Below are 12,965 nucleotides of genomic sequence, written 5' to 3'. Positions count from 1 at the left end.
AGCGAATGCGGGCATAAAAAAAGCGAACCCGAGGGTTCGCTTTTCATTTGATCCAAGTGAATTGAAGTGAAGAAGAATCAACCCTCTTCCGCCCGCACCATCTTCACGCGGGTCAGGTTGTTGGGCTGGTCTTCCACCAGCCACTTGCGCATGCGGGCGGCATCGCCCACGTGCGACAGGCGGCCCTTGGAATCGAGGAACACCATCACGATGGGACGGCCTTCGATGCGGGTATACATCACCAGGCAATGGCCGGCCTCGTTGATGAAGCCGGTCTTCTGCAGACCGATATCCCACTCCTTGTTGGAGGTCAGGCGGTTGGAGCTGTTGTACTGCATGGCGTGGCCGCTGGGCTCGACCATGTACTTGGGATCGGTGGAGTACTGGCGGATGATCGGATAGTTGTAGGCCGCCACCACCAGCTTGGCCAGGTCGCGGGCGCTGGCCACGTTCTGGCTGGACAGGCCGGTCGAATCGACATAGCGGGTATCGGTCATGCCCAGCGAGCGGGCCTTGGCGTTCATCGCCGCCACGAAGGCCGGCAGGCCGCCCGGATAGTTGCGGCCCAGCGCCGAGGCGGCGCGGTTCTCGGAACTCATCAGGGCGATGTGCAGCATGTCGTCGCGGCTCAGGGTCGCGCCCACGCGCAGGCGCGAGCTGCTGTGCTTTTCGCGGTCGACGTCGTCATCGGTGACGGTCAGGGTTTCTTCCATGTTCAGGCGCGCTTCGACCACCACCAGCGCGGTCATCAGCTTGGTGACCGAGGCGATGGGGAGCGCAACTGAAGAATTCTTCTCGAACAGGACTTGCGAACTGGCCTGGTCGATCACCAGCGCCACGTTGGAGCGCAGGCCCACGGGATCCGGGGTGAGATTGAGACCGGCCAGGTCACCGGCAGTCATCACCGGTGGCACCACCGGGATGGACGGAGCGGCCGAGACGCGCTGGTAGCTGACCTGGCGCTTGCCCTTGACCACGCTGACCTTGCGGACCAGTTTTTCGCGATTGTTCAGGGAGCCTTTGGCGACCGTCTTGCTGACGGCCTGGGCCGGGCGCTTGGCCACGACCTTCTTGGCCGGGGCCTTTTTGGCGGCATTGTTGACTGTCTGGGCTGCGGCGGGTGCCAAACCAGCGTGGATGAACAGTAGTGATGTGAAAATGGCCAGCGCTGATTTGATCATAGGTGGAACTCCCCCCAATTTACCCTGAAAGTACACAAGAGAAACGTTGGCAGTGTAGCAAAATGCAGATTTTTCGCAAGAGAATTAAGAGCTTAGCGCATATTTTTAAACGCGTTTCTATCTCCGCGCCCGATCCGGTGCCCCACACTTTTTCGGGATTTGCCTGCAATCTTGCCAGGTTGCTGCTCAATGTTTTTCGACTTTTCTCTAGCAAAACCCAGGCCAACGAGACGGCATTTTAGCAGTCTAGCTGTCAGCTTTCGGTCACAAACCCGATAACAGACGGCAATACTGACTCCAGATGTTCGCTTTGCGATTATCCAAAGTGAAGGGATAACGAGGCAGTGTCCCATATCGTTGACGCCCCGTCTGCTGCCTTCAGGGACGGGGACGAGGCGTTTAGAGGGACCGGGATCTTGTGCACCGGCGCTGGCCGGTCAAGCCTTGCGCGCCTGGAGCATGGCCACGTCGATGGAGAAGGAGCCGGCCGCGTCGAGGGCAAAATAATCCTTCACCTCGCCGGGAGCAGCCTGCCACAGGGCGCGAATGGCGGTGATGTTGTCTTGCGGAGTGCGCATGCGGGCCACCCACGAATCGAATTCAAGCCGCAGCTTCCAGGTCTTGTCGTGGGCAATGGCAAAGCCGGCCGTGGTCAGCAGCTTGCGCCAGGAATGCAGGCTGACATTGCGTACATGTGAAGTATCGCGCAAGAGTTCGATGGCCTGCACATAGGTATCGGCCAGGACGTCCGCCGGGGCCGCGGTGTCGATGACGATGAAACGCCCGCCCGGCTTGAGCACGCGAAATACTTCACCCAGGGCCTGTGGCAAGTGACGCCAATGGTGGGCCGAGAAGCGTGTGCAGACCAGATCAAAACTGGCATCGGGAAAATCCAGCCGGTCGGCACTGCCCTGGCGCACTGCCAGGTTGGCGAGGCCGCGCTCGGCAGCGGCGCCGGCGACCACTTTGAGCATGTCTTCCGACAAGTCATAGGCAATCACCTTTTCTACCACCGGGGCCACGGCGAAACTGGCATGGCCGCCACCGCAGCCCAGGTCCAGCACCCGTGCGCCAGGGATGGCGGCGGCGATCTGCGCCAGCTCCTGCAGGTCGGCCCCCTGGGCGTGGACGCTGCTGGTGAGGTAAGCGGCGGCGGTACTGCCGAACTGTTCGGTGACGACTTGCTGATGGCTGCGCATGGCGGGGCTCCAGGGTGATATGAAGGAAAAGACAGCAGTGCTGTGAAGGAAACGCCAGTCTAACGAATCCTTATCCTGTTACAAGTGAAGCATTTATACTATTACCCCGACCACCACCCTCCGCTGCTTCCATGGAACCCGACCTCGCCCGCCGCGCCCTTGGCGACTTCCTCAAATCCCAGCGCGAACAGACCGCACCGGCCCAGGCCGGCCTGCCGCATCTGGCCCATGGGCGGCGCCGCACACCGGGCCTGCGGCGTGAAGAGGTGGCGCAACTGTGCGGCATCAGCGTGACCTGGTACACCTGGATCGAGCAGGGGCGCACGGATTCGGTCTCGCCCCAGGCGCTGGCACGCATCGCCGATGCATTGCACCTGCCGCGCGCCAAGCGCGCCTATCTGTTTGAACTGGCAGGGAAGAAGGATCCGGTGTTGCCGGCGCAGCAGGCCGCGACCGTGGTGGCACCGGAAATCCTGGAGGTGGTCAGCCAGTTCCGTGCGCCGGCCTACCTGCTGGATCGCTACTGGAATGCCGTGGCTTGGAATGCGGCCGCAAGAAAGCTCTTTGCCGGATGGCTGGATGGCCGCGAAAAGCCGCCCAACCTGCTGCGCTTCATGTTCGGCAGCGCGGCCGCGCAATCGTTGACGGTGCAATGGGAACAGCGGGCGCGGCGGCTGGTGGCCGAATTCCGCGCCGATAGCGCCAGCCTGCTGGATGATCCCGAACTGCAGGCGCTGGTGGAAGAATTGTCGGCAGCCAGCCCGCTCTTCCAGCGGGCCTGGCATCTGCAGGATGTGGTGGAGCGCGAAGGCGGCGAACGCCGCTTCCTGCATCCCCAGTCGGGTGAATTGCTTTATCGCCAGGTCAATTTCCGCGTCGCCAACCGGCCGGACCTGAAGCTGGTGACGCTGATGCCGGGCGTGCCGAGGCCCGACTGAAGCAACCCGCGCGATCCGGCAGGACTACTTGCGCACCACGAAGGCCACGCCGATCACGCCCACCAGCATGCCCAGCGCGCCGATGAGGCTGAAGGCCTCGCCAAACATCAGCCAGGCCATCACGGCGGTGGTCGGCGGGGTGAGATAGAGCAGGCTGGTGACGCTGGTGGCGGCGCTGCGGCGGATCAGGGCGAACAGCAGGAAGATGGCGCCAATGGACAGCGCCAGCACCGACCAAAGCAGCGCGCCGATGAACTGCGGGGTCCAGTGCACGTTGCTGAAGTGCCAGTCCAGCCCTTCGAGTGCCACGGCAAAGGGCAGCACCACGACGATGGAAGCCATGAACTGGATGGCCGTACCTGTGCGCAGATCGAAGTGGGCGCAATAGCGCTTCTGGTACAGCGTACCGGCGGTGATGCACAGCAAGGCAAAGACGCACAGCGCGATGCTGGCGGTGGACAGGCCGATCAATGAAATCTTGTTGGCCACCACCAGCCCCACCCCGCACAGGCCGAGCGCCAGGCCAACCCACTGCCGGCCCTTCACCGACTCGCCCAGCAAAGGAGCGGCAAAGGCGGTCAGGATGGGTTGCAGTCCCACGATCAGGGCCGACAAGCCGGCCGGCATGCCGATCTTGATGGCACACCAGACCCCGGCCAGGTAGCCCGCCTGCAACAGCACACCGGCCACGGCCACATGGCGGATACGGCCGTGCGGCCAGGGAGCGCGAAACAGCACCACCAGCGGCAGCAGGAAGACCAGCACACCGGTGAAGCGCAGCAGCAGGAAAGTCAAGGGAGGGGCATACGGCAGGCCGAACTTGGCCACGATGAAGCCGGTACTCCAGATCAGGACGAACAACAAAGGCACCAGGCTCATCAGGAGCTGGCGAGGCCGGGCGATGCCGGCGGCGGATTGCATCATTTCTTTTCCATCAGCGGACGCCTGGCAGGCAGGGCGTCCGGGTCATCTCATCGTGCGCTCCAGCGGGCGGCGTGGAGGCTGGCGAGTCTTATCGTTTGTATATGAACGGCCACGGTTTGTTCGATATCTCTTCCGTAACCGCCCGCCATCGTAACCGCAACCGGGATTTTATGCTCGTGGGCATAGTTGAAGACGGTCTCGTCCCGGGCCGCCAGGCCAGCCAGGGTCAGCTTCATCTTGCCCAGGCGATCGCCCTCGTGTGGATCGGCACCGGCCAGGAAGATCAGCAACTGCGGGGCGAACCGTTGCTGCAGGGCCTGCAATGCCGCACGCAGGGCTTGCAGGTAGTCGGCATCGCCGATGCCGTCGGGCAGGGCCACATCGAGATCGCTGCGCTCTTTCTCGAAGGGATAATTGTTCTCCCCGTGCAAAGACAAGGTGAAGACCGAGTCATCACGCGCCAGGATGGAGGCCGTGCCATTGCCCTGGTGCACATCCAGGTCCACGATGGCCACCCGGGCGGCACGGCGCTCGGCCTGCATCAGGCGGGCCGCAATGGCGGTGTCATTGAAGACGCAGAAACCTGCACCATGGTCGGCATAGGCATGATGGGTGCCGCCGGCCAGGTTCACCGCCACACCCTCACTGAAGGCGGCGCGGCAGGCGGCGATGGTGGCACCGGAAGAACGGCGCGAGCGCTCCACCATCTGCGGCGTCCACGGAAAGCCGATCTCGCGCTGCTCGGCCGCCGTCAACTGGCCGGCACTGGCACGGGCGATGTAATCCGGATGATGCGCCAGGGCCAGTTCGCCGTCGCTGGCAGGCTGGGCCTCATGGAAATCCAGACCGGGCACGGCAGCCGCCGCCCCTTCCCGGATCATCCGGTATTTCACCATCGGGAAGCGGTGCCCCGGTGGCAGCGGCAAGACGAAGTGGTCACTATAGTAGGCCTTCACATTTTTTCCTGTCGTCATTTTTGGACTTGTCGCAGCGCAACAAAATTGCTTGCTGCAGGGCGCAAACGATTGCGCGCACCGGATCGATAACCGCTTTTGATGCTGCAATGCAAAAAGCTTGTTCGGATTGACATCATTGCTAGGAAAATCCCCAAAAGCTTGCTAAGTGCTTGATTAGACTTGGATCAATTTTGAAGCGCTTTTCTTGATTCCCGCACGATGAAACGTTTGACTTTATGCATGATTGAACTAGAATCCGCCTTGTGCATCGCATCATATTCAAAGAAGAAATTACATCGGAGATCCACCTTTCAACACTGATCGGTCCGTAAGCAATCACAGTCGCTGCCTTGTTCATCAACCCATCAACGAGAAGGATGTTTCAACATGACGACCTACACCGAGCAATTTTCCGCTGCTGCCAAAGCCAACGCTGAAGCGCAAATCGCGTTGTTCAGCCAGCTGGCGAGCAAGACCTTTGAAGGCATGGAAAAACTGGTGGACCTGAACCTGAAGGCGGCCAAGTCGTCGCTGGAAGAAAGCCAGGCCGCCGCACAAAAGCTGTTCTCGGCCAAGGATCCGCAAGAATTCTTCACCCTGTCCAGCTCGCACGCCCAGCCGACGCTGGAAAAGTCGGTCGCCTACGGCCGTCACCTGAGCGGCATCTTCTCCAGCACCCAGGCTGAACTGACCAAGGCTGCCGAAGCCCAGATCGCCGAAGTCAACCGCAAGGTCGTGGCCATGATCGACGAAGTGGCAAAGAACGCCCCGGCCGGTTCGGAGCAGGCCATCTCGATGTTCAAGTCGGCCATCGGCAACATGAGCGCCGGCTACGAGCAGTTCACCAAGAACGCCAAGCAAGCCGCTGAAGTGCTGGAAGCCAATGTGACCAATGCCGTGGACCAGATGTCCCAGGCTGGTGCCAAGGTGGCCCGCGCCGCCAAGAAGTAATCTCCGGGTTCTCCCGCAGAAATGAATGCCCCGGTCTGGCCGGGGCATTTTTTTTGACCAGCGCCAGCAGCAGCCTCAGTTGCTGATCTGATACTCGGCGTGCAGCGCACGCAGCCCTTCCTGCATCTTCTCGAAAGCCGGCTCCACCTGGGCCGGATCCCCCTTCACACCCAGGTCAATATGGCGACGGGTCTTGTCGTCGCCCACATGGGGCAGGCTGAATACCTTCACCTGCGGGAATTGCGCTTCGATGGCTTCCATCAGCGGGGTCAGCGTCGACTCCATCGCCTCGAACACCAGCATGGAGCGCTCAGCCCAGGCCTGGCGGTGGAACTGGTCGGCGTAGTGCGTCTCCAGTACCCACTCGAACATCGGCCAGGCCATCACCGGGAAGCCCGGCGCAAAGTAGTGCGCACCGGTGCCGCTGGTGTTCTTGAGCCAGAAACCGGGGATCTTGTTGTAGGGATTGGGGATGATGGAGGCGCCCTGCGGGAATTCGCCCATCTTGAGGCGGTGCAGGTTGTCCGCCGCGTTGAAGTCGGGCGTGGTGCCGGCTTCGCGGGCCATGTCGGCGATGCGCTCCTGGATCTTTTCCTTGGCCTCGGGATGCAGCACCACCGGCACGCCCAGTGCAGCGGCGGCGCACTGGCGGGTGTGGTCGTCAGGGGTGGCGCCGATGCCGCCGGTGCAGAAGACCACGTCGCCCGTGGCCAGGGTGCGCTTCAAGGTGGCGGTGATGCGCTCGGGATCGTCGCCCAGGTACTCCGCCCAGGACAGCTGCAGTCCGCGCTGGCTGAGCAGCTCCAGGACCTTGGGGAAATGCTTGTCGATGCGGCGGCCCGAGAGGATCTCGTCGCCGATGATGATGAGTCCGAATGCCATGAGTCTGTCTGCCCGAAAGGTTGATGAAACACTGCGGCGATTATGCCCGATTCAAGCCGGGGACGGATTGCCCTGCCCCGCCTTCGTCCCGGGCAGCGGCCATCAAACCGGCGTCAACGTGGCGTCACGTCGATGACATTCGCGACCGGCGGCCCATCGGGCGCCTGGCCGCTGCGATGGCGCAGCAACGCTTCCAGGCAGTAGAACTGGAACCACAAGCCGGTGAAGACGAACACCACCACGTAGAGCCAGATCGCCACGGCTGCCAGCGCAGGCAGCAGGATCACCGACAGCACCCCGCCCAGCCACAGCAAGGTGGGCGCCGCGCCGAGCGCACCGGCGATGGTCCCCACGGCCAGCAGCGGCCAGCGATGCAGGTGCAGCACGGCGCGCCGCTCTTCGGCACTCGCGTAGTCGGCCAGGGTGTCATAAGCCATGACGCGATAGGTCAGCCAGCCCCACAGCAGCGAATGAATGACGAAGGCCAGCGGCGGGATCAGGAATACCCAGATGGTCGCAAGCCACAGCACCGTGAAGACGGCGAAGCACCACAGCGAGGTCCAGAGGCTGCCGGCCACGCTGCCGCCGTGGCGCTTGTCCAGCATGGGATAGTGGCGCGTGCCGATATGACGGGCGATGGCGGGGATGGTGAACAGGCCCACGAATACCAGCGCGGTCAGGATCATCAGCGGCAACAGCGTCCACATGGCCAGCAAGGGCACCAGTACCGTCTTGAGCGCGCCCATGCCGAACCAGGCCAGCATGCCGCCGATTTCGCCGAACATGCTGTGGGAGACGAAGTATCCCTGCAGCCAGTCGATGATGGGTTGCAGCCCCAGCCACAGGCACACGGCCCACAAGCCAAGCGAGACGATGAAGGGCAATACCGTCAGCCACAGCATGCGGATATGCAATTGCGCCAGCAGGGCGCGCCCGAAGGAAGCGATGAACAGGCGCATCAGCGGGGCTTCCTGCGGGTGAATTCGACCAGGCGCTTCAGGCCCAGCCACTGCTGCGCCCAGAAACCGCGTCCGTAATCACGGCCCTTGCCGGCCGGCGGCGGCAATTGATCGCGCACGCCGGTCATGGCGAAGCCCTGGCTGAAGTGGGCGGTGCGGAAGAGAACATCCCAGATCGGGAACAGCACCGCGAAATTGTGTCCGCCCAGGGAATTGCGGCCCCGGCTTTCATGGCCCAGGCCGATGGCGTGATGGGTCCGGTGGAAACGCGGTGACACCAGCAGGTATTCGCCCAGGCGGCCGAAGTGGATGCGCACGTTGGCATGCTGCAGGCTTTGCAGCATGCGCGAGAGCGACACCAGCAGGATGTATTGCGAGGGCTCCACCCCGATCAGGACGGCAATCAGGCCGAAGATGATGTCGTGCACCAGGTTGTCCAGCATGTGGTTGCGGTCGTCGCTCCACAGGTTCATGTTCTGCTGGCTGTGGTGCAGGCTGTGCAGCGCCCACATCCAGCGCACGTTGTGCTGGGCCCAGTGGTAGATGTATTCGCACAGGTCCAGCACCACCATGTAGAGCAGGAAGCTCACCAGCGCGCGATCGGTCACGCCCGGCCAGACCTGGTCAAGGTTGAAGGTGCCCCAGCCTTCCAGGTGCAGCGCTTCGGAAAGGTAAGAAAGCGCCGGATCAAGCAGCAGGAAGGCGAGGATGGGGATGATGCCCAGGCGCTGCAGGACGGTGTAGATGAAGTCGTTCCAGCGGGCGCGCGGGTCGGTGATGGGATGCACCGGGATCACGGACTCCAGCGGGCGCAGGACCAGGTACAGGATCACCAGCTCGCAGATGCCCACCAGGACGAATTCCGTGCCGGTGAAGGCTTCCTCGACGAACTCCCCCATGCCGATGAAGAACACCAGCGGCTGCACCAGGGTTTCGAAAAGCCAGCCCTGGACGGTGGCAAAGAGGTCGGAAATGGTCTGGATCATGGATAGCGTTGATTCGGTGTGACGATGCCGGCAGCAGCTCCCCTCCCCTGGGCCGGTGCCGGCTTGGACTGAGGTGCCGGTTCAGTGTTCCTTCCCGGCAGCGAACAGGTGATGATAGGACGGATGCTCGCGCAGCGTGGCAAAGCAGAACCCCTTCTGCTCCAGCCCGCTGATGAGCGGTTCCAGCACGGCCGGCGCCCACGGATCCTGGCGCGACCAGATGCCCATATGGGCCAGGAAGATATCACCATCCTTGAGGCCGTCGAGGGATTTCTTCAACAGCATCTCGTTGGGGAATTTGTCGCTGGGCAGTTCATCGCCCGAGAAGCCGGCCGGTGCCCAGGCCACATGGGCATAGCCGCAGGCCTGGCCGGCCTTGAGCAGGTTGTGGGTCAGGCGGCCGCCTGGCGCTCGCCAGAGCGGATCGAGCTTGTGGCCGGTCAATTGCTGGAAGCGTTGGTCGACACGCTTCATTTCCTCGCAATACTGGGCCGGCGTCCATTGCAGCTTCTTGCCGGCTTGCGCACCAAACTGCGGACGCACCTCGATCTTGCCCTCGGGCAGGTCGCGCACCACGTAGACGTGGTCGAAGGTATGGGTACCGAAGGCATGCCCCTCGGCGACCAGCCGCTTCCACAGAGGTGCCCAGGCGGGATCGAGGGAATAGTCGCCGTGGATGGTCTTCTCGTTGGCGAGGAAGAAGGTGGCCTTGATGTGGTGACGCTGCAGGGTCTGTTCGATCAGCTCGGCCTGTGACTGGCTGCCGGTGTCGAAGGTCAGGTAAATCTTGCCCTTGCAGGCGGGCGTTTCCGGCGCCGCAGATTGCGCAACGGCCTGGCCGGCCGCCAGGATGGCGAACAGGCACAGGCCGCGCAGGGAAGGAGCGAGAGGACGCAGCGTCACCGGCTGGCCCTCCTGGACAGGGCGCGCATCACAGGTCCGGCGCGCGGTTGTTGAGGTAGATGCCGTGCGGCGAGCGGCCCACCGGGATCACCTTGGTCACCGAGCGGGTGTCGAGGTCGATCACGGCGACTTTCTTGCTCCAGCGCAGGGTCGCCCACATGGTCTTGCCATCGGCGGTCACTTCCATGCAATCCGGGCCGCCCGGGACCTTGATGGTGCCGACGTTTTCCAGGGTGGTCATGTCAACCACGCTGATGGTGTTGGCCACGCGGTTGGAGACATACACATAGCGCTTGTCACCCTGGCCGCGGAAGTTATGGGCGCCGATACCGGTCTTGATCTTCTTGACCATCTTCTGGGTACGCCAGTCGATCACTTCGACGTAGTCGCTGCCCATGATGCCCACCATCAGGTACTTGTTGTCAGGGGTCATGATGATGCCGGCCGGCAGCTTGCCCACCGGCATGGTCCACTTGACCTGCTGGGTGGCCAGGTCGATGGCGCTGATCTGGTCGCTGCCCTGCTGGGTGATGAAGGCGGTGGTGCTGGCGTTGTCAAAGGCGATGTGGCTGGGGGTCTTGGCCAGCGGGATGCGCTTGGACAGCTTCAGGTCGTGGCCGTCATAGCTGTAGACATCGACGCGGTCCAGGCGCAGGCCGGTCGCCACGAACCATTTCTGGTCGGGAGTGAAGCCGATCTGGTAGGGATCGATGATGTCGCGCAGCTTGCGCTGCACGGCGCCGGTCTTGGGATCGAGGAAAAGCAACTGGTTGCCGGTGGCGCTGGCCACGATCAGCGACTTGTTGTCCGGGGTGGCCATGAGGTGGTGCGGCTCCTTGCCCACCGAGAAGGTCGAGATCTCCTTCTCGCCGGTCGGATCCAGCAGCGACACCGAAGCATCACCGGAATTGAGTACCACGACCACGTTGGCATGGGCCGGGGCGGCCACACAGGCCAGCACGGCCGAGACGCATGCTGCGCGGAGGGAAAGGGATAAAAGTTGGCTGAATCGACGCAACATGACGAACTTTACTCAAAAATGCCTGATCTATCGTGCCAGGGCAGGCCCTGGAGCACGTCCTCGCCTCTTAACGCTCGCTGCAACGATCCCGCTGACAGCCCACTGACGCAATATGAAAAATTTCTAGATTTTTGGTTTACACTGCCAGCCGATCCGGTCGCATGACGCCACCGGGGCGGCCTGGAGCCCAGTCGCAGCGCGCCTGCTGCACCCGAAGCACCGTTGTCACGCGATATGTTTCCACAAGGCATTTCGCATGGTCAGCAGTGGTCAGGAATCTGGCCATATGGCCGCCACCCATCCCCTCACCGAAAGGAAACCGATGTCCATCATCACCACAGCTTCCGGGCTGCAATATGAAGAAATCAACGTTGGCGCTGGCGATGAAGCCAAGGCCGGCAGCCACGTTACCGTGCATTACACCGGCTGGCTGCAGAATGCAGACGGCACCGCCGGCAGCAAGTTCGATTCCAGCAAGGACCGCAATGACCCGTTCGCCTTCCCGCTGGGCGCCGGCCACGTCATCAAGGGTTGGGATGAAGGCGTGCAAGGCATGAAGGTCGGCGGCACCCGCAAGCTGATCATCCCGGCAGGCCTGGGCTATGGCGCCCGTGGCGCGGGCGGCGTGATCCCCCCGAATGCCACCCTGATCTTCGAAGTCGAACTGCTGGCCGTCTGAGCCCGAGGGAGGAGAGACATGAGCACCCTGCAAGAACAGTTCGAAGCCGCCGTCGCAGAATCCAAGAGCCTGCCCGAGCGTCCCGACAACATGACCCTGCTGAAGATGTATGGCCTCTACAAGCAAGGCAGCAACGGCGACGTGCAGGGCGAACGCCCTGGCATGACCGACTTCGTGGCCCGCGCCAAGTTCGACGCCTGGGCCGCCCTGAAGGGCAAGCCGCAAGCCGAAGCGCAGCAGGAATACATCGACATCTTCAATGAACTGAAGGGTTGATGCGGCCGTGACGGCGGCCTCCCGGACCCCGGGATGCCCGCCGCCTGCCGACGAAGAAACGGGCGCACCTGGTCTCAGGTGCGCCCGTTTTGTTTGAGGCTTGAGGCTTGCGCCGTAGCGGCAGCTCAGCGCGCCGCCACGTCCGGGTTGAGCAGGTTGGGCGGACGCTGGCCCGACAGCGCTGCGATCAGGTTGCCCGCCGCACAGTTGGCCATGGCCAGGCGCGTGGGCGTGGATGCGCTGGCGATATGCGGGGTCAGTACCACGTTGCTCAAGTCGAGGAATTCCGGCTTGAATGAAGGTTCATTCTCGAATACATCCACCCCGGCGGCGGCGATACGGCCTTCACGCAGGGCAGCAATGAGCGCCGCATCATCGACGATGCCGCCGCGCGCGATGTTGGTGAGGGTGGCGGTCGGCTTCATCAGCGCCAGTTCGGGGGCGGCGATGGTGTGGTGCGTGTCTTTCGAGTAAGGCAAGACCAGCACGACATGGTCGGCCTGTTGCAGCAGCTCTTGCTTGCTGACATAGCGGGCGTTGTTGGCGCGCGCTTCCTGCTCGGGGGCCAGGCGCGAACGGTTGTGGTACAGCACCTGCATGTCGAAGCCCAGCGAACGGCGGGCAATGGCCTGGCCGATGCGGCCCATGCCGATGATGCCCAGAGTGGCACCATGGATGTCGGGGCCGACGAAACTGTCATAGCTCCACTTCTTCCACTTGCCGGCGCGCAGGAAGTGCTCCGATTCGGTGATGCGGCGCGCAGCCGCCATCATCAGGGCCCAGCCGAAGTCAGCGGTGGTCTCATTGAGCACGTCTGGCGTGTTGGTGGCCATGACGCCAGCCTGGGTGGCGGCGGCCACATCGATGTTGTTGTAGCCCACAGCCATGTTGCAGACCGCCTTCAATTGCGGATTGGCGGCGAAGAGTGCGGCCGTGACCGGCTCGCTGGGCGTGGTGAAGAGGCCATGCTTGCCATGGGCCTTGGCCAGCAGCTCATCGGCGCTGTAGATGCGGTCGTCCTGGTTGGATTCGACCTCGAAATGCTGCTCCAGGCGTGCCAGGACTTCAGGGAAGACGGCGCGGGCGACGAAGATCTTGGGTTTCATGCGG

At 62.8% G+C, this 12,965-nt stretch carries 14 protein-coding genes; 4 read left to right on the top strand and 10 right to left on the bottom strand.

Annotation, left to right across the window (positions count from 1 at the left end; genetic code table 11):
- Positions 1-77: 77 nt before the first annotated feature.
- Positions 78-1,181 (bottom strand): D-alanyl-D-alanine endopeptidase, encoded by a 1,104-nt coding sequence (pbpG, locus tag CEJ45_RS04840; RefSeq protein WP_088754087.1) that lies wholly within the window; start codon positions 1,179-1,181, stop codon positions 78-80.
- 437 nt (positions 1,182-1,618) lie between these two features.
- Complete coding sequence (locus CEJ45_RS04835) at positions 1,619-2,380, bottom strand: class I SAM-dependent methyltransferase (RefSeq protein WP_088754086.1); 762 nt, start codon at positions 2,378-2,380, stop codon at positions 1,619-1,621.
- 131 nt (positions 2,381-2,511) lie between these two features.
- Between CEJ45_RS04835 and CEJ45_RS04830 the strand changes: the two genes are divergently transcribed.
- Positions 2,512-3,318: a helix-turn-helix transcriptional regulator gene (locus CEJ45_RS04830; protein ID WP_088754085.1), complete on the top strand. Its 807-nt coding sequence runs from the start codon at positions 2,512-2,514 to the stop codon at positions 3,316-3,318.
- Between the two features lie 24 nt (positions 3,319-3,342).
- Here CEJ45_RS04830 and CEJ45_RS04825 read toward each other — a convergent pair whose 3' ends face one another.
- Both CEJ45_RS04825 and CEJ45_RS04820 read right to left on the bottom strand, forming a co-directional pair.
- The gene (locus CEJ45_RS04825; RefSeq protein ID WP_088754084.1) at positions 3,343-4,242 is read right to left on the bottom strand and encodes a DMT family transporter; all 900 of its coding nucleotides are present in this window, start codon (positions 4,240-4,242) and stop codon (positions 3,343-3,345) included.
- Between the two features lie 47 nt (positions 4,243-4,289).
- Positions 4,290-5,138: a histone deacetylase family protein gene (locus tag CEJ45_RS04820; RefSeq protein ID WP_241517287.1), complete on the bottom strand. Its 849-nt coding sequence runs from the start codon at positions 5,136-5,138 to the stop codon at positions 4,290-4,292.
- Positions 5,139-5,585: 447 nt separating this feature from the next.
- Here CEJ45_RS04820 and CEJ45_RS04815 point away from each other — a divergent pair, with 447 nt between their 5' ends.
- The gene (locus tag CEJ45_RS04815; protein WP_088754082.1) at positions 5,586-6,149 is read left to right on the top strand and encodes a phasin family protein; all 564 of its coding nucleotides are present in this window, start codon (positions 5,586-5,588) and stop codon (positions 6,147-6,149) included.
- Positions 6,150-6,224: 75 nt separating this feature from the next.
- Here the strand turns inward: CEJ45_RS04815 and CEJ45_RS04810 are convergent, their stop codons facing one another.
- From CEJ45_RS04810 to CEJ45_RS04790, 5 genes are all read right to left on the bottom strand, one after another.
- Positions 6,225-7,031, bottom strand: a complete 807-nt coding sequence (locus CEJ45_RS04810) for a competence/damage-inducible protein A (protein WP_088754081.1) — start codon at positions 7,029-7,031, stop codon at positions 6,225-6,227.
- Between the two features lie 113 nt (positions 7,032-7,144).
- Positions 7,145-7,990, bottom strand: coding sequence for an EI24 domain-containing protein (locus CEJ45_RS04805; protein ID WP_088754080.1), 846 nt, complete (start codon positions 7,988-7,990; stop codon positions 7,145-7,147).
- Positions 7,990-8,976 (bottom strand): sterol desaturase family protein, encoded by a 987-nt coding sequence (locus CEJ45_RS04800; protein WP_088754079.1) that lies wholly within the window; start codon positions 8,974-8,976, stop codon positions 7,990-7,992. The genes CEJ45_RS04805 and CEJ45_RS04800 overlap by 1 nt, the downstream gene beginning before the upstream one ends.
- Positions 8,977-9,057: 81 nt before the next feature.
- On the bottom strand, positions 9,058-9,879 hold the full coding sequence (locus CEJ45_RS04795; protein ID WP_088754078.1) for a polysaccharide deacetylase family protein: 822 nt from the start codon (positions 9,877-9,879) through the stop codon (positions 9,058-9,060).
- A gap of 28 nt (positions 9,880-9,907) precedes the next feature.
- Positions 9,908-10,900, bottom strand: coding sequence for a YVTN family beta-propeller repeat protein (locus CEJ45_RS04790; RefSeq protein WP_088754077.1), 993 nt, complete (start codon positions 10,898-10,900; stop codon positions 9,908-9,910).
- A 322-nt stretch (positions 10,901-11,222) separates the two neighbouring features.
- Between CEJ45_RS04790 and CEJ45_RS04785 the strand changes: the two genes are divergently transcribed.
- Both CEJ45_RS04785 and CEJ45_RS04780 read left to right on the top strand, forming a co-directional pair.
- On the top strand, positions 11,223-11,579 hold the full coding sequence (locus CEJ45_RS04785; RefSeq protein WP_088754076.1) for an FKBP-type peptidyl-prolyl cis-trans isomerase: 357 nt from the start codon (positions 11,223-11,225) through the stop codon (positions 11,577-11,579).
- Between the two features lie 18 nt (positions 11,580-11,597).
- Positions 11,598-11,855, top strand: a complete 258-nt coding sequence (locus tag CEJ45_RS04780; protein ID WP_034340818.1) for an acyl-CoA-binding protein — start codon at positions 11,598-11,600, stop codon at positions 11,853-11,855.
- 125 nt (positions 11,856-11,980) lie between these two features.
- On the opposite strand, the gene CEJ45_RS04775 is transcribed toward CEJ45_RS04780, so the two are convergent.
- The gene (locus CEJ45_RS04775; RefSeq protein WP_088754075.1) at positions 11,981-12,961 is read right to left on the bottom strand and encodes a 2-hydroxyacid dehydrogenase; all 981 of its coding nucleotides are present in this window, start codon (positions 12,959-12,961) and stop codon (positions 11,981-11,983) included.
- Between the last annotated feature and the right edge of the window lie 4 nt (positions 12,962-12,965).

It is taken from the genome of Herbaspirillum aquaticum, assembly GCF_002213425.1.
Taxonomy (GTDB): domain Bacteria; phylum Pseudomonadota; class Gammaproteobacteria; order Burkholderiales; family Burkholderiaceae_D; genus Herbaspirillum; species Herbaspirillum aquaticum.
The sequence above is the reverse complement of the archived record's forward strand: the minus strand, read 5'-3'. Positions and strand labels throughout refer to the sequence as shown.

What these genes read in the sequence shown, in the direction of transcription:
- pbpG (WP_088754087.1), bottom strand. Translation starts at nt 1,181, where the DNA reads ATGATCAAATCAGCGCTGGCCATTTTCACATCACTACTGTTCATCCAC.
- CEJ45_RS04835 (WP_088754086.1), bottom strand. Translation starts at nt 2,380, where the DNA reads ATGCGCAGCCATCAGCAAGTCGTCACCGAACAGTTCGGCAGTACCGCC.
- CEJ45_RS04830 (WP_088754085.1), top strand. Translation starts at nt 2,512, where the DNA reads ATGGAACCCGACCTCGCCCGCCGCGCCCTTGGCGACTTCCTCAAATCC.
- CEJ45_RS04825 (WP_088754084.1), bottom strand. Translation starts at nt 4,242, where the DNA reads ATGATGCAATCCGCCGCCGGCATCGCCCGGCCTCGCCAGCTCCTGATG.
- CEJ45_RS04820 (WP_241517287.1), bottom strand. Translation starts at nt 5,138, where the DNA reads ATGGTGAAATACCGGATGATCCGGGAAGGGGCGGCGGCTGCCGTGCCC.
- CEJ45_RS04815 (WP_088754082.1), top strand. Translation starts at nt 5,586, where the DNA reads ATGACGACCTACACCGAGCAATTTTCCGCTGCTGCCAAAGCCAACGCT.
- CEJ45_RS04810 (WP_088754081.1), bottom strand. Translation starts at nt 7,031, where the DNA reads ATGGCATTCGGACTCATCATCATCGGCGACGAGATCCTCTCGGGCCGC.
- CEJ45_RS04805 (WP_088754080.1), bottom strand. Translation starts at nt 7,990, where the DNA reads ATGCGCCTGTTCATCGCTTCCTTCGGGCGCGCCCTGCTGGCGCAATTG.
- CEJ45_RS04800 (WP_088754079.1), bottom strand. Translation starts at nt 8,976, where the DNA reads ATGATCCAGACCATTTCCGACCTCTTTGCCACCGTCCAGGGCTGGCTT.
- CEJ45_RS04790 (WP_088754077.1), bottom strand. Translation starts at nt 10,900, where the DNA reads ATGTTGCGTCGATTCAGCCAACTTTTATCCCTTTCCCTCCGCGCAGCA.
- CEJ45_RS04785 (WP_088754076.1), top strand. Translation starts at nt 11,223, where the DNA reads ATGTCCATCATCACCACAGCTTCCGGGCTGCAATATGAAGAAATCAAC.
- CEJ45_RS04780 (WP_034340818.1), top strand. Translation starts at nt 11,598, where the DNA reads ATGAGCACCCTGCAAGAACAGTTCGAAGCCGCCGTCGCAGAATCCAAG.
- CEJ45_RS04775 (WP_088754075.1), bottom strand. Translation starts at nt 12,961, where the DNA reads ATGAAACCCAAGATCTTCGTCGCCCGCGCCGTCTTCCCTGAAGTCCTG.